Consider the following 24,384-nt stretch of genomic DNA (forward strand, 5'->3'; position numbering starts at 1 on the left):
TTTAAAAATTAAAAGGTTTGTTTATTTATAATATATGTTTTAAGAAGTAGCTTTTTCAAACTTTGTTATTCAATAGTAAAAAAATGAATTTGGTCAGGTCTTGATTGAAGCAGCCATAAGTTTTTTGTTATGTGATTAGCAAGGTTTGAAAAAGCTACTTTTATATCTAAAATTTCATGGTAGGCTTGAAGCAACTGGAATTTTTATAATTTTTAAAATCAGTTGCAAAAATTTATGAAAGAAAGATGTTGGCGTTGACTATATCAAAATAAAAGATTTGATAAAAGAAAATGTCAAGAAAAATTAAAATACCTTATATGAATTGGTTGTTTTTTAAAAAAAAGAAAAAGCGGTTAAAATTATTAACTAATTTTTATCACTCTTTGCAAGGAGATCCTTTTTTAACGGAAGAAATTATTTTAGACGGAGATTTAGTCAAAATTGAATTTTATTATTTAGAACAAAGCAAATATTATAATGCTTTATTTCAATCAAGGCAATTTGCTGTTTGGACAGCTAATCAAGGGGTTTGCAGACTTTTAATTGACAAAGATTATTATCAACATTTTGCAGCTTTATACCAAAAAAAAATAAATATTTTTTGGCTAGAATTCATGACAAAAGTTTATCAAAAAGAAATTAGTCTAATAAACAGAATCAAAATTGCTTTTGGGTTGGTTTTTCTTCCTTGTTTATTAGTTGTTTTTTTAACCCTTTCAGTTTTTCAAAACAAAAATCGCTGGTTTTTATGGATTCCTTTAATTATTTTATTAATTTTTATTTTCATGATTAATCACTGGATTAAAAATAAACAAAAACAATTAGCTTTTTTTCAAGACCAAGAATTAAAAAAAACATTAGAAAAAATTAAAAAAGATTTAGGGGAAACTTTTTTTGCAAACCTCATTGAACAACAAAAAAAATATAATCCTGAATATAAACCATTAGAAAATGAAGCAGAAAAGGATGATAACTTAAAAAATTAAAAAGGGGAAGAGGTTAAAAATGGAATACGATAGTATTGTTGTTGGCGCAGGACACGCAGGAGTTGAAGCTGCTTTAATATTGGCTAAAAAACATCAAACTTTATTAATTTCAAGTTCTTTAAAAAAAATAGCCTCTCTACATTGCAACCCTTCAATCGGAGGACCTGCTAAAGGAGTTGTTGTTCGTGAAATCGATGCTTTAGGGGGAGTAATGGGGAAAGCAGCAGATTTAGCACAAATACAAATGAAAATGCTTAACTTTTCCAAAGGACCCGCCGTTAGAGCTTTAAGAGCTCAAATTGACAAAATACAATACCCCAAAATTATTTTAAAAATGTTGCAAACCGCTCCTAATTTAGATTTATTAGAAGGGTTAGTAAATCATTTATTAATCAAGAATAATCAAATTCAAGGGGTTTGTTTGTTAGATGGTCGAAAAATTTATGCAAAAACTGTCATTATTACAACCGGAACTTATTTATCAAGTCAAATATTGATTGGAGAAACTAAAACAGCCTCTGGACCCAACGGAACTCCTACCACTTATGGCATCAGCCAACAATTAAAAGATTTAGGGTTTGAAATTATTCGCCTTAAAACGGGAACGCCGCCAAGAATTAAAAAAGCAACGATTGATTACGCTCAAACCAAAATCCAATTAGGCGATACAGATTTACAAACATTTAGTTTTGATAGTGATATAAAAAAATTAGGATCACAAGAAGCTTGTTTTTTAACACATACTAACGAAAAAACCCATCAAGTAATTCAAAAGCATCTCAACAAATCAGCAATGTATGGCGGATATATTAAAGGAACGGGGCCACGATATTGCCCTTCTATTGAAGATAAAGTAGTAAGGTTTTTTGATAAAAAAAGTCATCAAATTTTTATTGAACCTGAAAGTGTTTCTTTAGATGAAATGTATTTGCAAGGACTTTCCACCAGTATGCCGCAAAACATACAACATGAAATTTTAAAAACTATTCCAGGATTGCAAAACGCTGAAATTGCTAAATATGGTTATGCCATTGAATACGATGCTTTTAACCCAAGCCAACTAAAACACAACTTAGAAACTAAAAAAATTAATAATCTTTTTTTTGCAGGACAAATGAATGGCACTAGTGGATATGAAGAGGCGGCTTGTCAAGGGTTGATGGCAGGAATTAACGCTTCATTGAAACTACAAAATAAAAGTCCTTTTGTTTTAAAAAGAAACGAAGCTTATATTGGAGTTTTAATTGATGATTTAATCACCAAAGGGACTAAAGAACCTTATCGTTTGTTAACATCTCGCGCTGAATTCCGTTTATTGTTAAGACATGATAATGCTGATTTGCGTTTAAAAGAATATAGCAATCATTTTGGTTTAATAGATGCAAAAAATTATGAAGCTTTTAAAAAGAAAAAAGAATCCCTTCAATTAATTTTAAAAATGAGTCAAAATCATGAAATTTTGTCTGAAGAAAAAAATTTAGATTATTTAAAAACTACTTTGACAGGGAAAACAACTTTATTTCAATTATTAAAACGTCCTGAATTCAACTATCAAACATTACAACATTTTTTAAAAATAAAAGCAGATCAAAAAACATATGAACAAGCAGAAATACAGATAAAATACGAAGGTTATATTGCAAAAGCAAAAAAAGAAGCAGAGAAGTTATTAAAATTGGAGCAGAAAAAAATCCCTGAAAAAATCAATTATTCAGAAATTAAAAACTTATCTAAAGAGGCACAGGAAAAATTAACTTTAATTAAACCAGAAACTTTAGGCCAGGCTTCAAGAATTTTAGGAGTCAATCAAGTAGATATTTCAATCTTGTTAATTTATTTAGGTAAAGAACGTGCTTTATCCTGATTTATTAACAAAAAAATTCAAACTTAATCCTCATCAATTGCAACAATTTGATTTATACTATCGCTTTTTAAACCAAGAAAATAAAAAATATAATCTCACTGCTTTAATATCTTTATCAGATGTTTATTGCAAACATTTTTATGATTCCTTGATTTTGAAAGAAATACTAGATTTTAATCAAATTCAAAATGTTTGTGATGTGGGTTCTGGAGCTGGGTTTCCTTCTTTTCCTTTAAAAATAATTTATCCGAATTTAAAAATAACAATTGTTGAATCTTCTTTAAAAAAAATTAATTTTTTAAAACAATTGACAGTTGTTTTAGGTTTGAAAAACATCTGTTTTGTTCATCAAAGAGCGGAAAAACATACTTTAAGTTACGATTGTGTTTTGGTTCGGGCTTTAGGTAGGCTGGATTTGATTTTAAAGTGGTGTCGCCTTTTAATCAAAAAAAATGGCTATTTTGTGGCAATGAAAGGAAAAAAGTACGCAGAAGAGTTAAAAGATAGTCAACACATTATTAAAAAGATAAAAATGAATTTAATTAAAATAAATAAACAAGAATTGCCCAATCAATTAGGGACACGAATCAATTTATTATTTCAAACTCATTAAAAGATAAAATAAGGCCACTAAAAATAGTGGCCTTATTTTTTTCCCGTAACTCTTAAAAGAAGGATGAAAACATTTAAAAAAACTAAATCAATTAAATAATTGTTTAAAACCAATTAAATTTATAAAAGAGAAAGATTTAAAAAAACTCTTTTGGCATTTTAGGATAAGTTAATAAAAAGCAGCAGAAACAATTTAATATAACTTAATTTAATTATTATTTTTTAATTTATTAACATATAATCATGCGATATTATATTTGCAATATTGAAAAAATGAACAAACTGATATCAATAATTGATTTTTAGCTTTTCAAAATAATTTATATAAAGTGCAAAAAAATTGAAAAAGAGAGAAATAATATAAATTGAAATTATTCAATTTAAAAGTTATTCAAATAATTTTTATTAATTAAGTTGTTTTGTTGCAACTAATTTATCTATTTCTTCTTTAGTAATTGTTTCTTGTTCTAATAATAAATTAGTAATTTTATCAAGCAATAATTTATTTTGAGAAATAATTTCTTTTGCTTGCAAATAACACATATCAATAATTTTTTTAATTTCTTGGTCAATTGCTGTTTTATCAGAGAATTCTGAATCTTGTCCTGGACCTAAATCACTCATTCCATATTTAGTTACCATTAAACGAGCGATTTTAGTTGCTTGTTTAAAATCATCATAAGCAGTTGGTGAAATTGGAAAAATAAAACTTCAAATCAAAAATTTAGAAACAGATCAAAAATACTACCAAGATATGTTATCTGGTGCTGAAAACTACAAAAGAATTTTAGAAGAACGATTAAAAGATTTAACTGAAGGAGAAAAAAACTTATATAACCAAATCAAATCAGTCGAAGATCGCCGTGCTGAAATCCAAAAAGAAATTGATGAAGTCAATAAAAAACTTGAAGAAATCAAACTCGAAAAAGAATTATATCAATCCTTAAAATTAAAATATCGAGAAATGTATAACCGCATGATAACTTACGAAAAAGAACATGAAGCATCAGCAGGAAATATTGCCAAATGGGTCTTCAAAGGTTTTGATAAAGTTACTGACTTAATCCCTGGAAGAATGGTTCTCAAAACTTTAGATAAAACAATAAGTGTTACGCGTAAGTTCGCTCAAGGTATGTCAAAAGTTGCTTTAGTTCTTCACGAAGGGCACCGTTTATGGCACATGTATAATGAAGTAGCTAATGAAAACAAAGAACATCCACCAATGATTACCAAAGAAGCTTTAGAAATGTATACTCGAGATATTGACCGTGATTTAGCCAAACTTGACGCTGACTACAAAGATTACGAAAAAAAATTAGGTGATTATAAACTTCGTCTTAACCAAGATAATTTAAATAAAGAATTAGGCCAATCTAGAGAAATAGTTAGCGGAATAGAACAAAAAGAACAATCAGTTATTAATGAATATAAAAAAATCATCGGTGAATTAGAAAAACAACACAATAAAGTTTCAGATGCTGACAAATTATATAAATACAAATCCAAATTAGAAAAAAAATAGAAGACAAAGAAAATGAAATCGATACTAAAAAAGAAGAACTAAAACAAAATAATCCAAGTTATGCGCGCGCTCAAAAACGACTGCAAGCTAGACGAGTTGGTAAAATCCCCGAAATGGTTATGATTCCAAATAAATAATTATTTTCTCCAAACATTTTATTAATAAAATTGTATAATGGTGATAAGTGATATAATTAATTATCACCATTATCAAGAAAGGTAAACAAATTTGTGAAACAATCAAACTTGAGGTGTTCCAAAACTTTGGACAACTTTTTACTTTTTAAAAATTCTTTAAGATTAACTTAATAGTTAGTCTTTTTTCTTTTCAAGACTAAAAAAATAATTTCATATCTTTTCTAAAAATATTTTTAGGAAGGAATAAAATGTTAAGACAAAAATTATTTAAAGATTTTTTAAAAAATAAAAATAATTTAGCAATTCGCGATCAATTGATTAAAATGCATTTTCCATTAGTAAAAAAAATAGCCAACCAATTTAAATACTTCCCTAAAGCACTCCAAAGAGAGGATTTATACCAAGAAGGAATTTTAGGTTTAATCAAAGCTTTAAATAATTATCAATATTTAGGATGTGATTTTATTGCCTATGCTAACCCAACAATTAAAGGTGAAATTACAGAACTTATTAGAGGCCTACAAACTACTTCCATTTCCAGAGAAGTTTTTCGGAAAGAAAAACAAGCAGATAATATTCCTTTTGAAGAAAACCAACCCCAATCTATTAATAACAACAATCTAAACCCTCATCAAATTTGGCTAAACCAAGCTAATCATGAATTATTCTTAAAAAAACTTAAAAATATTTTAAATCCCCAAGAATTCGAAATTATTAAATTAAGTTTTGGGGTTCCTTTGGGAAATATTAATGAAGAGCCCCAAATTGAGTATTCCAACAAAAATATAGGACAAATGTTAAATTTATCTTCAAGGCAAGTAGAAATTATCAAAACCAAAGCAATTGCTAAATTAAAAAAAATATATAAAAAAGGAAATAAATAATATGAATTGTAAAAAAAACACAACTACTTACTACAATATTGATGGTAAAACAATTTACGCCATTCACGAACATGATCCCGATACATTGAATTTTATTAAACCAACTTGGTTTAATAAAAATGGCAAAACAATAGATTATATTACTGAGTATGACCCCATAACAGAGGAACCAACCAAAGAAACCTATTACAACTCCGACGGAACAATTAAAGAAGAAAAAACTTTTTAATTAATATATAAACTAAACCCCTTTTTTTGAAGGGGTATTTTTTATACCGAATTAGTAAATATAACACATAGACCAAATTCTCCTTGGGGAAAGAAGTTATATATCGCAATATTTTGCTTTAAATAATATTCCTGATAAACTTATTCAAAATTATTATTCTCAAAGAAATAGAAAAGTATAATTTTATAACACAATAAAGGAGCAAATAACTATGCAATCTAATAAAATAGATATTCTAGATGTTGCAACTTATTTAGTAAAACACCAAAACAAAGATGATTTTACTCGTATGAAAATCCAAAAATTAGTATTTTTGACATATTGTAAATATTTACTTAAATACAACATTCCTATGTTTGAAAATGATTTTGAGGCTTGGGAAGAAGGTCCTATTTCATTGCCTTTATATTTAGAACAAATTAAATATCCCACCAAATTTGATAAAACAATAACATTTTCTCAAAAATACGATGAAAATAAATTTACCAAAGAACATATCCAAATAATGAATAGCATTTTAAAAAAACATGGTTCTAAACCATTAAGACAAATATATGATTTTATTCATAAAGAAAATGGTCCTTATCAAATAAGTTATAAAAAGAAAGATGTTTCACAAAACTCTATTTTAGATTCAATATTAAAACAATGTTATTTATCTAAAAAACATCTAATATAACAAAAATAATAAAAGAAATGTCAACTCAAAAAGTTATATTTCAATTTTGCGAAACAAAAAACATTATTTTATATTTATCTAAAACAAGAAATTTAACTTGTAATTACCAACAAATTTTAAATGATTTAGAACAAAAATTATTTTTGTAATTTTATAGGAATTGGTAATCCTAAAGAATGGATTTTAAAATAATATTTTAACTATTATTTATTCTTTTTTATCTCTTAAACCATTAAATTAACAAGTAAAAATTAACTAAAATATTCTTTCTTGCAACCCTTAGACTCTTCTAATCGAGAGTCTTTTTTTATGCAAAAAATCTAAAATCAAAAGGGATTTAAAAATACAAAAACAAAGCAAATATAATAACATAAATGAATAAATAACCCAAATCACAAAAAAAGGAGTTTGAAAGATGATTGAAGCCGAACGTGCATTATTGGGAGCACTATTGTTAAATCAAGAAAAAATGGATGCTGTTATAAATTTAGTCAACACAAACAATTTTTCCAACCCCAAGCATCGTTGTATCTTTGAGACAATGAAGCAATTAAAACTGCAAAATCGCGAAATTGATTATGTTACGGTGGGTTCTGTTTTAGATAACAATTTATACAAAATAGGAGGAATTGATTATTTAATTGAATTAGTGGAGGCGGCCCCTGCAAGTGAATATTTAGAGACATATATTGATTTAATTAAAGAAAATTCCCTTAAAAGAGATTTGTTAGGATTAATCAAACAATTACCAACCGCATTATCAAAAAGTAAAAATATTCACAATTATCTGCAAACAGTCAAAAACCAAGTAGAAAGTTTTATGCAAAAAACCAAATCTCCTTTTATTTCTACAAAAACATTAATTCCTTATATTCGCCAAAGTATTGTTAATGATGACAAAGACAACCAACTTGTAGGAATCAAAACAGGCTTTAAAAATCTAGATGAATTAATTTCTGGTTTCAAACCAAACCAATTAATTATCTTAGGCGCAAGAACTGGAATGGGGAAAACTGCTTTTATGTTAAATTTGGCTTGTAATATTGCAAAAAACTTTACTACCAACCCCGAAAACCAAAAAGCAGTTATTTTTAGTTTAGAAATGGCAGCGGAAGAATTAGGAATTAGGTTACTTTCTTCTGCTTCTCAAATCCCTTTAAAACAACTCCAACACAAAAACTTAACTAAAAATGACAAATTACAATTACTTATCGCTGATGACAAAATTACGCAATTAAACATTTTAATTGATGATGATAGAAATAACAAAATTGAAGATATTAAAACCAAATGCCGTCAAATAAAATATACTAAGGGACTTGATATTGTCTTTATTGATTACCTCCATTTATTAAAAGACGACCAAAGTTTTAATACATACCAAGCAATATCTGTGATTTCGCGCGAATTAAAAAAACTAGCAAGTGAACTTAATATTCCAATTGTGGCTTTGAGTCAAATGAACCGTGCAACTTATGTAAGAGAAGTTAAAAGCCCACAATTAACAGATTTAAGAGATTCAGGAACAATCGAACAAGACGCTGATGTTGTGATGTTATTACACCGCGAAAGTTATTATCAAAAACCTGATATTGACCCACATACGAATTTAATTATTGCCAAAAACCGTAGCGGTCAATTAGGCGAATGTAGTTTTAATTTTTATAAACAAATTCAAAGATTTGAAGCAAAAGAATAAGAATAAAAAAGGAAATAAAAATATGAAACAAATATCTAATTTAGATTTTAATAATATTAACGTTTTTAATCATAAATCTTTGTGCGTTAACATAACCAAACAAATAGTTCAACCAATTTTTTTCAACAAAGCTTTTAATCAGTATATGTTTGATTGCCATAATATACTCAATGAATATTTAACCAACAACCAACACAACTCTCAAAGCCAAAAATCAATTCGTGGAAAAATTAACGAATACTTAATTTTGCTTTATCTAAATCACAAAGGAATTAAATATTTATATCCTCAATCATATTTATTTTTCATCCCCGATATTAAATTTGATTTAGTATTGTTTACTAAAACAAAACGCATAATTGCTTTCAATTTCAAAACTTGCCTTAGAGATAGATACAAACAATCAATAGTAGAAGGGGAACAAATCAAAAAACTAAACACTCGTTTTGGGTTTTATTTGTTAACAAATGATGAATCCGAAACTCAAAGATTAAATAATAAAATTAAAAATGGTAAAGTACAATCAATTAACAAAGTAATCAATTTATTTTCCAATTCAGCCAATCTATTCTTACAAAACTTACTAACCAACCAATTCATTCCTTTTTCACCTATTAATTTAATTAAAAAGATGGTTCACCCTAATGACAAATAAATTAATTAGTTTTGAAGGTGTTGACGGAAGTGGCAAAACTACTTTAATTAACGAATTAAAAACTTTTTTTGAAAATAAAGGCTATCAAATCAAAGTTTTTCAAGGTTTAGGCAGTTCCATCATTGGAAAAGAAATCAGAAATTTATTTTTACATCAATCCAAAATATGTCCTAAAACTAAATATTTACTTAGTCTTGCCAATATGATGCAAACTCAAGATGAATTAATAATCCCTGCTTTATTGAGTGGTTATCTTGTTATAGTTGACCTTAAACCCGTGGGTAAAACTAAACACCAATTCAAAAAAGCCCTCCAAGGCTGTTTTGAATTGGTTTGTGATGAGTAATGATTAATTCGGGTTTAACCTTATTAGAAACATAATCATTAATATTATATAGTAATTTAATAAATATATTTTAAAATTAAATTTTAAATATATTTTTGAGTTATAATTATCTTTGTAATTAATAAAAAAAATATTAAGATATAAGATAATTGGTGTTAATAATGCAAAAATTAAAGCAAAAAATAAGATTATTACAAAATATGATTTCTCACATTCAAACTATTAATAAAAAAATAGTTTTTCAATTGGTTAAACAATTTTCTCAAGACCTAAATTTAACTACCATTTTAAAAACAATTCGCATTAATCGAAGTACTTATTATTATTGGCTAAAAATTGAAGAAAAGAAAAAATTAAAACAAAAAAAATATTTTTTACAACAAAAAAGAATTAAATTTTTATGTTTACACCACCAATATTTTTACGGCCATCGTAAAATTACTGATTTATACCAAAAAACTTTTAACGAACCCATTACTAAGAAAAAAGTTTATCTTATCATGAAAGAAAATAATATTTGTTGTAAGTTAAGGCCTAAAAAAAATAAATATTATTATCATAAAAATTTAAAATCTAACCTCCAAGTTGCACCAAATTTAATCAATCAAGACTTTACCTCATCCCAACCTATGAAAAAATTATTCACCGACATTACTTATTTTTATACTTCCCAAGGATTTATCTATTTTTCTGCCATCATCGATTCTTTTAACAACCAAATCATCGCATCCCATACTTCGAATCGCCAAGATAAAGAATTAATTTTAAATACAATCAAAAAACTACCTCCATTAAAAGAACCTTGTGTTATCCATTCCGACCAAGGATTAGTTTATCAATCCCTAAAAGTACAACAAACCTTAACTAAAAAAAGGTTTTTAATCAGCATGTCCCGCAAAGCAACCCCACGCGATAACGCCGTGATTGAGAACTTTTTTGGCCAGATGAAAAGTATTTTATTCAACCAACATCCGTTTTTATTTCAACAAGTTCCATGCAAAATCAAAAAAATAATCAATCGATTCACTTCTTTTTGGAATCATAAATGGCTTTTAACTAAATTAAATACTTTATCGCCTTTAAAATATTCTCAATCTTTTAGATAAATATTTTAATTAATTGACGAATTCAACTGCAACCTTTTTAAAAGAGGTTATTTCACTGTACATTTTTTTAAGTAAAAAATTAAAAATCGATTATTATTGCATAAAAAAATGCAACCCATGTCATTTTTATGGAGAGTTTTTCTTTTTTTTGGCCTATATATATAGTGGAGGGATAAAATATTAAAAAAATATCTTTTGAAATTAGCAAATTATGAAAAAACATTAGACACTTTTTAAGTGTAATGAAATTATTTGTTAATTTGAAAAGATATGAAATTATCTATTTAATTTTAAAGTCTTAAAGAGTAATTTTTAAATAAAAAGTTGTATTAAAAAAAGGAACAGTGCAATTTTTTTGAGCAAAAATACCCTTGCAAAATCACAAAACATCAAAAAACGTGATTATTTTGTAAAAAAATTAACACCCCTTCATTTTAGACTAGCGTTTTCGATTTTTTTTGCCTCTTATATAGTGAAGGGATAAAAATATATCTTTTGAAACGAGCAAAATATTAAAAAACTTATGGACGATTTTGGTTTAATTAATTTGTTTTGTTGATTTGAAAAGATATGAAATTATCTATTATTTTTGTAGTTTTAAAGAATAATTTTTTAAAACAAAAAATGTCTAAAAAACATCATCTCCCCAAATAAAAGTAAAATAGTTTTGAAAGCAACACCTTTGCGTGTGGCTTGGTGTTTGTAATCAGTTGTATCAGAAAAAGAAAGAAAATTATTATTAATGTTTTTAAATGAATCGTTAACTATAATATTGTTATTTGATTTCATTTTAAACCACCTCTACAATAAATTTAATTTTATACTTCTTAAAGTACACTTATATATTACCTTTTTTTTATTTTTTTTATTAATAATAATTTCTAAAAAATGAAAAAAAGCCTTTTTTAAGGCTTTTTTCAAAAAAATTATTTTAAAATCTTAGAAACTGATCCAGCGCCAACTGTTTTTCCGCCTTCACGAATAGAAAATTTAGTTCCTTCTTCAATTGCAATAGGGTTGTTTAAAGTAACAACTAATTCAGTGTTGTCTCCTGGCATAACCATTTTAACATCACCTTGTAATTCAACCACCCCTGTAATATCAGTAGTACGGAAATAAAATTGAGGACGATATTGGGAGAAAAATGCAGTATGACGGCCGCCTTCTTCTTTGGTCAAAACATAAACTTGAGCAACGAATTTAGAATGAGGTTTAACAGATCCTGGTTTAGCCAAAACTTGTCCACGTTGAACGTCTTCTCGGTTAATCCCACGTAATAAAGCACCAATGTTATCACCTGCTTGAGCAAAATCTAGGTCTTTTTTAAACATTTCCACTGCTGTTACAATTGTTTTTTTAGTTTCTTTCAAACCTACGATTTCAATCTCATCACCAGCTTCTACTTGACCTCTTTCAACTCTACCAGTAACAACTGTTCCTCTACCAGTAATAGTGAAAACATCTTCAACTGGCATTAAGAAAGGTTTGTCAACTTCACGAGCTGGGTCTTCAATATAAGTATCTAAAGTTTGAATTAATTCATTAACTTGAGCAACGTAATGAGCGTCACCTTCTAAAGCTTTTAAAGCAGATCCTCTGATAATTGGTGTGTCATCACCCGGAAAATCGTATTTAGATAATAATTCACGAACTTCCATTTCCACTAATTCTAAAATTTCTTCATCAGGGCAAAGATCACATTTATTTAAGAAAACAACAATTTTAGGAACTCCAACTTGGCGAGCCAATAAAATATGTTCTCTAGTTTGAGGCATTACACTATCTGCACCAGAAACAACTAGAATGGCAGCGTCCATTTGAGCGGCTCCAGTAATCATGTTTTTAACATAGTCAGCGTGCCCAGGGCAGTCAACGTGAGCGTAATGTCTTTTAGAAGTTTCATATTCAACGTGAGAAGTTTTGATGGTGATTCCACGTTCTCTTTCTTCAGGAGCGTTATCAATTTGGTCATAAGCTTTACTTTTAGCCAATCCTTGAGTAGATAAAACTTGAGTTATTGCAGCTGTTAAAGTAGTTTTTCCGTGGTCTACGTGTCCAATAGTTCCAACATTTAAATGAGGTTTATTTCTTATAAATTTTTCATTAGCCATTTTGCAAAAGGCCTCCTTTTGTTTCGTTTAGGTTTTTAATATAATTATTACCATTTAAATTTTAACTTATTTTTAAAAATATATCAACTGTTTTATATTAAAAATTTTATTTTTTTAATTAACTACGTTGTTTAATAATTTCTTCAGTGATGCTTTTTGGAGTTTTTTCATATTTTGCAAATTGCATTATAAAAGTAGCTCTTCCTTGGGTATTGGAACGCAAAACGGTAGCATAGCCAAACATCTCAGAAAGAGGTACTAAAGCTTTAATAGCGATAGCATTAGCGCGTGTTTCTTGGTTTTCTAAGCGACCTCTTCTTGAAGTTAAATCTCCAATAACATTACCAACATAATCATTAGGGGTAACAACTTCCACATTCATAATTGGTTCTAAAATAACTGGGTTCCCTTTAGTTTTAGTTTCTTTTAAGGACATTGATGCAGCAATTTTAAAAGCCATTTCTGAAGAATCGACATCATGATAAGATCCATCAAATAAGGTAGCTTTGATATCAACGATTGGATAACCCGCCAAAATACCACCAGCAAGCGCTTCTTGAATTCCTTTTTGAACTGCAGGAACATATTCACGAGGAACAACGCCCCCAACAATTTTATTAACGAATTCAAATCCTTTTCCTGGGTTTGGCTCAAAACGCATCCAAACATGACCGTATTGACCACGACCACCAGATTGACGAATGAATTTTCCTTCAGTTTCAGTTTCTTGGGTGATGGTTTCGCGATAAGCTACTTGAGGAGCGGTGGTGTTTGCTTGAATTTTAAACTCTCTTTTGAGGCGTTCCATAATAATATCTAAGTGAAGCTCACCCATTCCTGCAATAATTGTTTGTCCTGTTTCGTGATTAGAAAAAACCCTGAATGTAGGATCTTCTTCAGCTAACTTAGATAAGGCTATTCCCATTTTATCTTGGTCTGCTTTAGTTTTTGGTTCTACTGCAATTTCTATAACTGGTTCTGGGAAATTCATGGATTCTAAAACAATCGTTTGCCCTTCGGCTGCTAATGTATCTCCGGTTGTCGTCCCTTTGAGGCCAACAACTGCTAAAATATCACCAGCATAAGCCTCTTTTACTTCTTCGCGAGAGTTAGCATGCATTTGAAGCAGACGACCAAAACGTTCTTTTGTTCCTTTGGTAGTATTAAAAACATAAGAACCTGAATTAACTTTTCCTGCATAAATACGGAAAAAAGTTAATTTTCCAACATAAGGGTCAGTCATCACTTTAAAAGCTAAAGCAGTAAACGGTTCTTCGTCTGAATTTAGACGAGTAATTTCTTTGTTTTTTTCATCGATGCCAACAATTGGTGCTACATCGCAAGGTGCTGGCAAATAATCAACAATAGCATCAAGCATTTTAACAACGCCTTTATTTTTGAAAGATGAACCACATAAAACCGGGAAAAAAGAAGCTTGTAAAGTAGCTTTACGAATAGCCTTTTTTAAAACCTCAGCTGAAATGGGTTTTTCTTCCAAATAAAGAAGCATTAATTCTTCATCCAAATTAGATAAAGACTCGATTAATTCATTTCTTTTGAGTTCTGCAACATCTTGCAAAGCAGAAGGAATTGGAATTGGTTTTCCTTTTTCTTCAGGTGAGCCATCATATTCAAAAGCAGTTAAAGTAACTAAATCAATAATGCCAGTAAAATCGTTTTCAGCTCCAATAGGCCATTGAATAGGGTTTGCATGAACTCCTAATCTTTGATTAAGAGTTTCTACAGCATATTCAAAATTGGCACCGATTTTATCCATTTTATTAACAAAAATAATTCTTGGAGCTTTATATTCGGTCGCTTGACGCCAAACAGTCTCGGTTTGAGGTTCTACCCCCGCTTGAGCGTCAATAACAGTCACTGCACCATCTAAAACTCTTAAAGAACGTGAAACTTCAACTGTAAAATCAACGTGTCCAGGGGTATCAATGATATTTACACGATGGTCTTTCCAAAAAGCTGTTGTTGCCGCTGAAGTAATAGTAATTCCTCTTTCTTGCTCTTGCTCCATCCAATCCATTTGAGAAGCACCATCATGGGTTTCTCCAATTTTATGAATTTTACCAGTATGAAATAAAATTCTTTCGGTAGTGGTAGTTTTTCCTGCGTCAATATGAGCAATAATACCAATATTACGAGTTTTTTCTAAGGTAAATTGACGTGCCATCTTTTACTCTCCTATAAAATGTCAAATATCACCAACGATAATGAGCAAAAGCTTTGTTAGCTTCAGCCATGCGATGTGTTTCTTCTCTTTTTTTAACCGATACTCCATGTCCTAAAGAAGCATCTACTATTTCTTTAGCAAGTTTGTCTTTCATCGTTTTTTCATTGCATTGCTTAGTAAATTTAACAAGCCATTTTAAACCTAAAGATTGACGTCTTTCAGGACGAATTTCTGAAGGTACTTGATAATTTTGACCCCCTACACGGCGTGTACGTACCTCTAATACCGGCATAATGTTATTAAGAGCATCATGGAAAACCTCTAAAGGTTCTCTTTTAGTCATCAATTGTACTTTTTTTAAAGCTTGATAAAAAATGGTTTGTGCTTTTCCTTTTTTTCCATCTTGCATAATAACGTTAATCACTTTTGTTACTAATTTAGAGTTATAAATCGGATCAGGATTAACATCGCGTTTTTTAATGTGTCCTTTACGAGACAAAATAATACACCCACTTTCTTTTTTTTATTTGGTTGTTGTTTTTATTATTTATTATATTTATAATTAATTATTTTTGTGCTTTGGGTCTTTTAGCTCCGTATCTGGAACGACCTTGTTTACGGTTTGCAACCCCTGTAGCGTCTAAAGTTCCACGAATAATGTGGTAACGAACTCCCGGAAGGTCTTTAACTCTTCCGCCACAGATCAAAACTGAGCTATGTTCTTGCAAGGAGTGTCCTATTCCAGGAATGTAGGCAGTTACTTCAGAACCGTTACTTAAACGAACTCTTGCAAACTTACGCAAAGCAGAGTTAGGTTTTTTAGGAGTCATCGTAGTTACTCGAAGACAAACTCCCATTTTTTGAGGAGAAGCGTAATGTTGAGCTTTTTTTTTCAAAATATTAAAACCGTAACTTAAAGCTGGAGCTTTAGTTTTAGTAGTTTTGCTAGTTCTTCTTTTTTTAATTAATTGAGAGACTGTAGGCATATTTTTATTTCCTTTCTGGATTTTTATTTAATTTTTATTTTCATTTTGAGGAGTTGAATTTGTACGATATTCAAATTCTTTAGTTTCTAAAACGCCTGTACCAGATGGAGTTAAACCGCCGATAATTACGTTTTCTTTTAATCCGTATAAATAATCAGATTTCCCTTGGATTGCAGCATCAATTAAAATTTTTGTAGTTTCTTGGAAAGATGCAGCAGAAAGTAAAGAATCACTTCTCAAAGAAGCACGAGTGATTCCTAAAATAACTAATCTACCAACCGCTAAACGTTTATTTTCTTTTAACATTTCTAAGTTAGCTTTTTTAAAGTTATTAATAGAAATTTCTGTACCTGGTAAAAGTTTTGTGTCACCTTCATCAATGATAAAAACTTGTTTAAACATTTGATGAATAATGATTTCAATATGTTTATCACTAATAAAAACGTTTTGGTCGCGATAAACTTTTTGCACTTCTGCTAAAATATATTTTTGTGTTTCAATCGTTCCTGCGACTCTTAAAAGTTCTTTTAAATCGATTGATCCTGAAGTTAATTTTTGTCCTGGATAAACATCATCATTTTTGCTCACTAAAATGTCAACATTAGGATCTAAAACATAAAGATGTTCTTGTTCTCCGGTTTCGTTAGTTGTAGTAATAATAATTTCTGGATGTGGTGAATTGATTTTGTTGATTTTTTTAACTTTTCCTTTAAATTCACTAATTAAAGCTTTTCCTTTGGGCTTTCTTGCTTCAAATAATTCTTCAATCCTTGGAAGTCCTTGAGTAATGTCTAATGCTGAGGCAACACCACCCGTATGGAAAGTTCTCATAGTTAATTGAGTTCCTGGTTCTCCGATTGACTGAGCGGCAATAACTCCAACGGCTTCACCGGCTTCAACTGGTTTATTAGTGGCTAAATTAAAACCATAATCTTTAGCACAAATACCGTATTCACAACTACAATTCAAAACACTACGGATAGGAACTTTTTTAATTTTTGCATCAATGATTTCTTGTGCGATTGTCTCGTTAATTAATTCATTAGAAGATACAATAACATCACCTGTTTTAGGATGCAAAACATCACGACTAGCACAACGACCCAAAATACGGTTTTTTAAAGAAATAATTTCTTTGCCGTCGATCATCATAGCTTCAACAAAAAAACTATGATCACTTCCGCAATCTTCTTTAATAACCACAACATCTTGAGTAACATCAACTAAACGACGTGTTAAATAACCTGATTCAGCAGTTTTTAAAGCAGTGTCGGTTGAACCTTTGCGGGCTCCGTGAGTAGAAATGAAAAATTCAGAAACTTTCAAACCTTCTCTAAAAGAGGCTTTCACGGGAACTTCAATAATTTCCCCTTTAGGGTTATTCATCAATCCCCTCATCCCTGCTAATTGAGTAAAGTTAGAAACACTACCACGAGCACCACTTTCGCTCATCATAAAAATATGGTTGTCATTTGGGAATTCTTTCATTAATCCTTCTTGAATTTGGTCGCGGATTGTTTTCCATTCGTTAATAACTAAACGGCGACGTTCTGCATCTGTTAAAAATCCTTGTTTATACCAATTTTCAATTTGATTATTGCGTTTTTCAACTTTAGATAATAATTTGTCTTTTTCAGAATAAATATTAATATCAGCAAAAGAAACAGTAATTCCTGCAATAGTAGAATATTTAAAACCTAAATCTTTAATTTTATCTAACATTTTCGAAGTTTCTGTAATTTTCATTTGTTTAAAAAAACAAGCAATAATCATCGATAAGAACTTTTTATTAAAAGGTTTTGGGAGGGGTAATTTTTTCAAAAATGATTTAGGGTTTTCTCCTGGATTTAAAAAATATCTGTCAGGAGTTTTAACGTATAAATTAGTTTCAGTTGGTTCATTAATGTAAGGAAAATTAGGAGGTAAAATGTTATTAAAAATTAATTTACCTAAAGTAGTCATTAAATATTTTTCTTTTTGTTCCTCAGTAAAAGATAAGTTAATTGATCGCGGTTTGATAAAAATACGCGTATGAAGTCCTATTTCTTTGCTTTGATAAGCGATTTTTACTTCGTTGATATCAGCAAAAAAAGCTCCCTCATTGCGATGTTTTTGTTGGTGATTAGCTGCATCTTCTTGAGAAACTTTGAGGTCTTTAGCGAAAAGATCTTTTTTAGTTTCAATAGTTAAATAATAGTTTCCTAAAACCATATCTTGCGAAGGGGTAACAACGGGACTACCATTTTTAGGGTCTAAAATATTATTAGAAGCAAGCATTAACAAACGAGCTTCGGCTTGAGCTTCCAAAGAAAGAGGTATATAAACGGCCATTTGGTCACCATCGAAATCAGCATTAAAGGCAGGGGTTACTAAAGGATGCAAACGAATAGCTTTGCCGTCGATTAATTTAGGATCAAAAGCTTGAATCCCTAAACGGTGCAAAGTAGGGGCGCGATTAAGAAGAACAGGATGTTCTTTGACTACTTCTTCTAAAACGTTCCAAACTTCTTCATTCATTTTTTCATAAATAGAATTGGCATTTTTTTTGTCAATTCCCTTAGTTTCTTGCAATTTTTTCAAAATAAAAGGTTTGAATAAGATAATTGCCATTTCTCGAGGAATACCACATTGATGCATTTTAAGGTCAGGACCTACAATAATTACTGAACGGCCAGAATAATCAACCCTTTTTCCTAAAAGATTTTGACGAAAGCGTCCTTGTTTTCCACGCAACATTTCCGATAAAGATTTAAGCGGGCGGTTTTTTTCTATATTATTAACATTTTTCTTAACGTTTCTATCACCATCAAACAAACAATCAACTGCTTCTTGCAACATTCTTTTTTCATTTTGGATAATTAAACTTGGAGCTTTTTGAAGCATTTGTTTTTTTAAACGATTGTTGCGATTTAAAATACGACGATATAAATCATTAATTTCAGTAGTGGCGAAACGACCACCATCTAAAGGGACCATGGGTCTTAATCCTGGTGGCAAAACAGGAATAACGTCCATTACCATCCACTCAGGATTATTATCAGATTGATACAAAGATTCCATAATTTCTAATCTTTTAATCAAAGCACCTCGTTTTTGTTTAGAAACTTCTGATAAGTTTTTTCTAAGGATTTTAATTGTTTTTTCTAAATCAAGGTTTTCCAATAATTTTCTAATTGCTTCAGCACCAGTTAAAGCAACAAAACCATTAGGGCCAAAAATATCTAAATTTTGACTATATTGACTTTTGGAAATAATTTCTTTTTCTTTAAAATCTGTTTTACCAGGGTCAATTACAACATAAGAAATATAATAAATTATTTCTTCTAAAGCTTTAGCTTTAATGTTTAAAATAACGGCCAAACGACTAGGAGAAGAATTAAAATACCAAGTATGTACAACTGGCGCTTGTAATTCGATGTGTCCCATTCTTTCTCTTCTGACTTTAGTTTCAGTAAATTCCACATGGCATTTATTACAAAATTGGCTTTTGGTGCTAATTTGTTTTTTGGAACAAGCACATCTATAATCAACTACTGGACCAAAGATTTTCTGACAAAATAAGCCGCCAGGTTCAGGTTTATAAGTACGATAATTAATTGTTTCGTAACTTGTAACCTCCCCATAAGACCATTGACGAATTTCTTCAGGAGATGCTAAACGAATTTTGAAATAATCATAATCTCTACTACCGTATTTTTTATTAGATACAATTAAGCCTTCTGGAGGTAGATGTTGGTGCAATTCAAAAAGTTCGTTTAATGCGCGCCAAGAAGCGAGATCAGTTTGAAAAGTTTTGGTTAAAACTGGTAATTCTGCTTTTAAAAGTTGTTCGAAATCATAAATACCTAAAAGAGTCAATTTTTCAATAATATCGTTGTTAAGGTTTAATTTTTTTAAATCACGCGGTAAGGCGAATTGTTTTAAAATAGGCAAAACTTCCAAAAAAGTTTCTTGCAATAAAGACCTTAGTTCTTCTAAAGAAAAAGTATTAAAATCTTCTAAATTATTGATTCCTGAAAGTTTTAATTTTTCCAAAGTTTGAAAAGAAAAATTTAGAGTCTCTATTGATCTAAATAATTTATTATCATTCATCTTTTAATTATAACCTTCCTTTTTGTAATCAATTAAAGATTTATTAACTTCATTTTCCTTAGTATCTGTTTTAATAAGTTCTACATATAAACCTAAAGCTTGTAATTCTTTAATTAAAACTCGAAAACTTTCTGGGATATTGGGTTTTGGCAATTGTTTTCCTTGAACAATAGCGCTGTATGTTTGGTTTCTACCAATAATATCATCACTTTTAATTGTTAAAAATTCTTGCAAAGTATATGCGGCTCCATGAGCATGCACGGCCCAGTTTTCCATTTCACCGTATCTTTGACCGCCTTCTCGGATTTTTCCTCTCATCGGCTGTTGAGTTACCAAAGTATAAGGACCAACATTACGAGCATGTAATTTATCATCTACCATATGCGATAATTTGATCATATACATTACTCCAACAGAAATACGATTTTCATAAGGTTCACCAGTTCTTCCGTCATACAAAACTTTTTTGCCATCAAGTTCTAAATTAGCTTCTTGAGAAATTTCTTTTAAATCTTGATCATTAACGCCGTCAAAAACAGGAGTAGCCACTTTGATGTTGAGATTTTTAGCAGACATTCCCAAATGAATTTCTAAAATTTGACCAATATTCATCCTACTAGGAACACCTAAAGGGTTTAACATAACATCAATAGTGGTTCCGTCTTCCATAAAAGGTAGATCTTCTTTAGGCAAAATACGGGAAATAACACCTTTGTTTCCGTGACGTCCAGCCATTTTATCGCCTTCGCTAATTTTTCTTTTTTTAGCAATAAAAACGCGAATGTTTTCGTTAACACCGGGAGGCAAAATATCACCGTTTTTTCTAGAAAAATATTGAACGCTTTGAACAATTCCGCCTTCTCCATAAGGAACTCTTAAAGAAGAATCTTTATATTCACGAGCTTTTTCGCCGATAACTATTTGAATCAACTTCTCTTGAGGGGTGGGATCTACATTACCTTGAGGAGTAATTTTTCCAACCAAAATATCTCCTTCTTTAACTTCTGATCCAGGAATAATGATTCCTCTTTCATCAAGATTTTTAATGGCATCAGCACCAACGTTAGGAACTTCTCGAGTAATTTCTTCTTTACCGCTGCCTTTTTTTAATTCTCTGGTTTGAACTGAATATTTATTAATATGAACAGAAGTATAAACATCGTTTTTTACTAATTCTTCAGAAATAATAATAGCGTCTTCATAATTATAACCTTCCCAAGTCATAAAAGCAACTAAAACATTTCTTCCAAGTGCTAATTCTCCTTGATTAGTAGAAGGTCCGTCAACTAAAATATCGCCTTTTTGGATGTTGTCGCCTAAAGATACGATGGGTTTTTGCAAAATTAAAGTGTCTTGGTTCGATTTTTCAAAAGTAGTTAGTTGGTATTCTTTTTTGTTTCCTTCTTGATCACTTGTCACAATTTTTTTAGCATCAACATAAGTAACAATTCCTGGTTGGGATGCTATAATCAAAGAACCTGAATCTTTAGCGGCACGATATTCAATTCCTGTACCAACAATAGGAGATTCGGTAACCAACAAAGGAACTGCTTGACGTTGCATATTGGAACCCATTAAAGCTCTTGAAGAATCATTGTGTTCTAAAAAGGGGATTGATGCAGTAGCAATAGAGACAATTTGTTTAGGAGAAATATCGGCATAAGTAACTTGTTCTTTGGGGTAAATCCCTATCTCTCCGTTTTTTCTAGCAATTACCTTATCTTTTTGAAAAGTAGCATCAGAATTTAATTCGTATCCTGATGAAGCAATAATTTCTTCTTTTTCTTGATCGGCAGTTAAATATTCTATCTGATTAGAAACATAAGAGGCACCGTTTTGAACAAACACTTTAAAAAAAGGAGTTTGGATAAAGCCATAATCATCAACCTTAGCATAAATAGCAAGCGAAGCTATAAGACCAATCGAAGGACCTTCTGGAGTTTCAATCGGACACAATCTACCATAATGAGAATTGTGAACGTCTCTTACTTCAACCCCTGCACGATCACGATTAATTCCACCAACACCCAAAGCAGAAACTCGTCTTTTTTGGGTTAATTCAGCTAAAGGATTGATTTGATCCATAAATTGAGATAAACGAGAATTGGCAAAAAAAGTTTTAATGACACCATTTAAAAAACCGAAATTCACTAATTCGCCTGGACCAACTTCGCTAAATTTACTTACAGAAATCATATCTTTAATGTGTTTTTCAGCTCTTGTTAAACCAATGCGAAACTGGTTTTTTAATAATTCACCAATTAATCTTAAGCGGCGGTTTCCTAGATGATCGATATCATCAACATTTCCGATGCCTTCATAAAGGTTTAAATAATAACTAATACTTGCAATAATATCAGATAAAGTAATGTGTTTTTTTGTTTCTTTTTGATTATTTCCAACAATTTGAACTTTATGTTGTAAATTATCGTGTTCATCTTTGGAAAGATAAACTTCTAAAATTTCATTAAAAACACCGGTGCGTTCTAAGTCTTTTTGATAAACATCTTTGGAACGTAAGAAAAATTCAATCACTTTTCCATCAAGCAATTGAATGCTTTCTCTTAATCGTTTAATAACTTCATCAGTCACTAAAGTATCTTTGGGGAAAATAATTTCACCAGTACGAAAATTTAAAATATTAGTTTTAATATATAATTCTCTACTTTGAGGGTCTTTTTTGTAAGTAAGGATTTCTTCATCTGTTTCGTTTTCTAAATTATGTTGAGCGTCAAATAATTCTTGCAATAAAAAATGACGGTTTTTTCTTAATATTTCTATTTTATCTTTAGTTAAAAACGTATGCTTGGGCAAAATTATTTCTTTTGTTTCAAGATTAACGAAATCATGAACTAAATAAGTTTTTTCTGCTCGCGCAAGAACATCAAGTTTTTTATTAAATTTATATCTTCCAACTGTTGTAAGATCATATTTTTTTTGATCAAAGAGTCTTTTTCTGATAAAATCTCTTGCTGTATCAACTGGAACTTTTTCCCCTTGACGAATTTTGGAATACAATTCTATCAAAGCGTTTCCTGTATCCATATCTTCTTCTTTGACGAAAGAAGAATTAAGAAGAGGACTTTTTCCAAAAACTTTTTCAATAATTTCTCTATTATTAAATCCTAAAGCATAAATAAAATTGGATAAAGGGATTTTTTTAGAACGATCTAGTTTAACGTATAAAATCTCTTTGGATCCTTCTTCATATTCAATCCAAGCTCCTCTGGCAGGAATAACTTGGCCTGAATATAAATTTTTATTAAGTTTAACATCAAAAGTACTTGAATAATAAACGCTAGAAGACCGAACAATTTGAGAAACAGCCACTCTTTCTTTACCATTAATAATAAAAGTTCCTGTATCAGTTATTAAAGGTAGCTCTGTCAACAAAACACTACTTTTCTTAGTTTCTCCAGTTAAAGTGTTTTCCAAAGTAGCTTTAACAAATAATTGAATAACATAACTCGCATCTTTGGTTTTAGATTCCTCGACACTATATTTAGGCCCTGTAGAATAACACTCGCCAAAATAAATTTTTAAATCGCCGTTATAACTTTCGATAGGACAAAAATCCTGCAACAACTCTTCAATGCCATCTTTTAAAAACCAATTAAAAGATTTATTTTGAATTTCAATTAAATTAGGCAAGTCCACATCATAAATTATTTTGGAATAATTACGACGTTCTACTTTTTTACCATATTTAACATTTCTGTAAGCCATATCATACTCCTATAAATTATTTAGTTATGTTTTTTTGTTGACAAAAATTTTTCATTAAAGTATTTTTGTGAATTTTTGTTTAATACAATAAAAAAATATTAAAGAATAAAAAACCTGAATTATATCAGGTTTTTATATCATTTAACAAGAAAATAATTTATTGAAGTTCAATAACGGCTCCGGCTTGCTCTAATTTGGCTTTAATATCTTCAGCTAACGCTTTAGAAACATTTTCTTTTACTTTTTGATCAGGAACTTTAATAAATTTATCAGCATCAAGCAAACCTAAGCCTGTTATTTCGCGGATTACTTTAATAACAGGGAGTCTGTTTTTCCCAAAATTTTTCATAACAACTGTAAATTCTGTTTTTTCTTCTGCTTCAGGAGCATTAGAAGGTCCAGCAGAAGCCACCGCTAAAGCATTTGGATCGATTCCAAATTCTTCTTTTAAACCATCTAATAATTCTTTAATTTCTAATAAAGACATTTCTTTTAAAGCTGATACAAACAATTCTTTAGTTAATTTAGCCATTTTTATATAACATCCTATCTTTAATTTTAATTT

Annotated in this window: 19 protein-coding genes, 1 other RNA gene and 2 pseudogenes; 13 read left to right on the forward strand and 9 right to left on the reverse strand. The window is 29.8% G+C overall.

Annotation, left to right across the window (positions count from 1 at the left end):
- Positions 1-59 precede the first annotated feature (59 nt).
- The 4 genes from ffs to rsmG all read left to right on the forward strand — a co-directional run bounded on the left by ffs (position 60) and on the right by rsmG (position 3,463).
- Positions 60-148: signal recognition particle sRNA small type (gene ffs, locus SLY_RS04955), an RNA gene on the forward strand.
- A gap of 142 nt (positions 149-290) precedes the next feature.
- Positions 291-986: a hypothetical protein gene (locus SLY_RS01890; RefSeq protein WP_015637935.1), complete on the forward strand. Its 696-nt coding sequence runs from the start codon at positions 291-293 to the stop codon at positions 984-986.
- A 19-nt stretch (positions 987-1,005) separates the two neighbouring features.
- On the forward strand, positions 1,006-2,850 hold the full coding sequence (mnmG, locus tag SLY_RS01895) for a tRNA uridine-5-carboxymethylaminomethyl(34) synthesis enzyme MnmG (protein ID WP_015637936.1): 1,845 nt from the start codon (positions 1,006-1,008) through the stop codon (positions 2,848-2,850).
- Positions 2,837-3,463 carry a 16S rRNA (guanine(527)-N(7))-methyltransferase RsmG gene (rsmG, locus tag SLY_RS01900; RefSeq protein ID WP_012359115.1) on the forward strand — a complete coding sequence of 209 codons (627 nt, stop codon included), beginning with the start codon at positions 2,837-2,839 and terminating at the stop codon, positions 3,461-3,463. The genes mnmG and rsmG overlap by 14 nt, the downstream gene beginning before the upstream one ends.
- A gap of 404 nt (positions 3,464-3,867) precedes the next feature.
- Here rsmG and SLY_RS01905 read toward each other — a convergent pair whose 3' ends face one another.
- Positions 3,868-4,104 carry a cell division protein FtsH gene (locus tag SLY_RS01905; protein WP_015637937.1) on the reverse strand — a complete coding sequence of 79 codons (237 nt, stop codon included), beginning with the start codon at positions 4,102-4,104 and terminating at the stop codon, positions 3,868-3,870.
- 43 nt (positions 4,105-4,147) lie between these two features.
- On the opposite strand from SLY_RS01905, the pseudogene SLY_RS01910 reads away from it, so the two are divergent.
- The 9 genes and pseudogenes from SLY_RS01910 to SLY_RS01945 all read left to right on the forward strand — a co-directional run.
- Positions 4,148-5,121, forward strand: a pseudogene (locus tag SLY_RS01910) (kinetochore Spc7 family protein); the annotation flags it as partial.
- 248 nt (positions 5,122-5,369) lie between these two features.
- A complete protein-coding gene (locus tag SLY_RS01915; RefSeq protein WP_015637939.1) occupies positions 5,370-6,005 on the forward strand; it encodes a sigma-70 family RNA polymerase sigma factor in 636 nt (211 codons plus the stop codon).
- Between the two features lies 1 nt (position 6,006).
- Entirely contained in the window at positions 6,007-6,234 is a 228-nt protein-coding gene (locus SLY_RS01920) for a DUF2963 domain-containing protein (protein WP_015637940.1), read from the forward strand.
- Positions 6,235-6,445: 211 nt separating this feature from the next.
- Positions 6,446-6,913, forward strand: coding sequence for a Panacea domain-containing protein (locus SLY_RS01925; RefSeq protein ID WP_015637941.1), 468 nt, complete (start codon positions 6,446-6,448; stop codon positions 6,911-6,913).
- A gap of 17 nt (positions 6,914-6,930) precedes the next feature.
- Positions 6,931-7,062, forward strand: coding sequence for a hypothetical protein (locus SLY_RS05735; protein WP_015637942.1), 132 nt, complete (start codon positions 6,931-6,933; stop codon positions 7,060-7,062).
- 266 nt (positions 7,063-7,328) lie between these two features.
- Positions 7,329-8,612, forward strand: coding sequence for a replicative DNA helicase (gene dnaB / locus SLY_RS01930; RefSeq protein WP_015637943.1), 1,284 nt, complete (start codon positions 7,329-7,331; stop codon positions 8,610-8,612).
- 22 nt (positions 8,613-8,634) lie between these two features.
- Positions 8,635-9,267: a hypothetical protein gene (locus tag SLY_RS01935; RefSeq protein WP_041784314.1), complete on the forward strand. Its 633-nt coding sequence runs from the start codon at positions 8,635-8,637 to the stop codon at positions 9,265-9,267.
- Positions 9,257-9,535, forward strand: a pseudogene (locus SLY_RS01940) (dTMP kinase); the annotation flags it as partial. The gene SLY_RS01935 and the pseudogene SLY_RS01940, both read left to right, overlap by 11 nt.
- Before the next feature lie 239 nt (positions 9,536-9,774).
- A complete protein-coding gene (locus SLY_RS01945; RefSeq protein ID WP_041784315.1) occupies positions 9,775-10,719 on the forward strand; it encodes an IS3 family transposase in 945 nt (314 codons plus the stop codon).
- Between the two features lie 612 nt (positions 10,720-11,331).
- On the opposite strand, the gene SLY_RS05405 is transcribed toward SLY_RS01945, so the two are convergent.
- The 8 genes from SLY_RS05405 to rplL all read right to left on the reverse strand — a co-directional run bounded on the left by SLY_RS05405 (position 11,332) and on the right by rplL (position 24,351).
- The gene (locus tag SLY_RS05405; RefSeq protein ID WP_015637947.1) at positions 11,332-11,508 is read right to left on the reverse strand and encodes a hypothetical protein; all 177 of its coding nucleotides are present in this window, start codon (positions 11,506-11,508) and stop codon (positions 11,332-11,334) included.
- A gap of 137 nt (positions 11,509-11,645) precedes the next feature.
- A complete protein-coding gene (tuf, locus tag SLY_RS01950; protein ID WP_015637948.1) occupies positions 11,646-12,830 on the reverse strand; it encodes an elongation factor Tu in 1,185 nt (394 codons plus the stop codon).
- 118 nt (positions 12,831-12,948) lie between these two features.
- Positions 12,949-15,015, reverse strand: a complete 2,067-nt coding sequence (gene fusA / locus SLY_RS01955; protein ID WP_015637949.1) for an elongation factor G — start codon at positions 15,013-15,015, stop codon at positions 12,949-12,951.
- 28 nt (positions 15,016-15,043) lie between these two features.
- Positions 15,044-15,514: a 30S ribosomal protein S7 gene (rpsG, locus tag SLY_RS01960; protein WP_015637950.1), complete on the reverse strand. Its 471-nt coding sequence runs from the start codon at positions 15,512-15,514 to the stop codon at positions 15,044-15,046.
- Positions 15,515-15,581: 67 nt separating this feature from the next.
- Entirely contained in the window at positions 15,582-16,001 is a 420-nt protein-coding gene (gene rpsL, locus SLY_RS01965) for a 30S ribosomal protein S12 (RefSeq protein ID WP_015637951.1), read from the reverse strand.
- Between the two features lie 27 nt (positions 16,002-16,028).
- The gene (gene rpoC / locus SLY_RS01970) at positions 16,029-20,093 is read right to left on the reverse strand and encodes a DNA-directed RNA polymerase subunit beta' (protein WP_015637952.1); all 4,065 of its coding nucleotides are present in this window, start codon (positions 20,091-20,093) and stop codon (positions 16,029-16,031) included.
- Positions 20,094-20,096: 3 nt separating this feature from the next.
- Positions 20,097-23,819 (reverse strand): DNA-directed RNA polymerase subunit beta, encoded by a 3,723-nt coding sequence (rpoB, locus tag SLY_RS01975; protein ID WP_015637953.1) that lies wholly within the window; start codon positions 23,817-23,819, stop codon positions 20,097-20,099.
- A gap of 157 nt (positions 23,820-23,976) precedes the next feature.
- Complete coding sequence (rplL, locus tag SLY_RS01980; protein WP_015637954.1) at positions 23,977-24,351, reverse strand: 50S ribosomal protein L7/L12; 375 nt, start codon at positions 24,349-24,351, stop codon at positions 23,977-23,979.
- Positions 24,352-24,384 lie beyond the last annotated feature (33 nt).

The sequence above is a fragment of the Strawberry lethal yellows phytoplasma (CPA) str. NZSb11 genome (assembly GCF_000397185.1).
Taxonomy (GTDB): domain Bacteria; phylum Bacillota_I; class Bacilli_A; order Acholeplasmatales; family Acholeplasmataceae; genus Phytoplasma; species Phytoplasma australiense.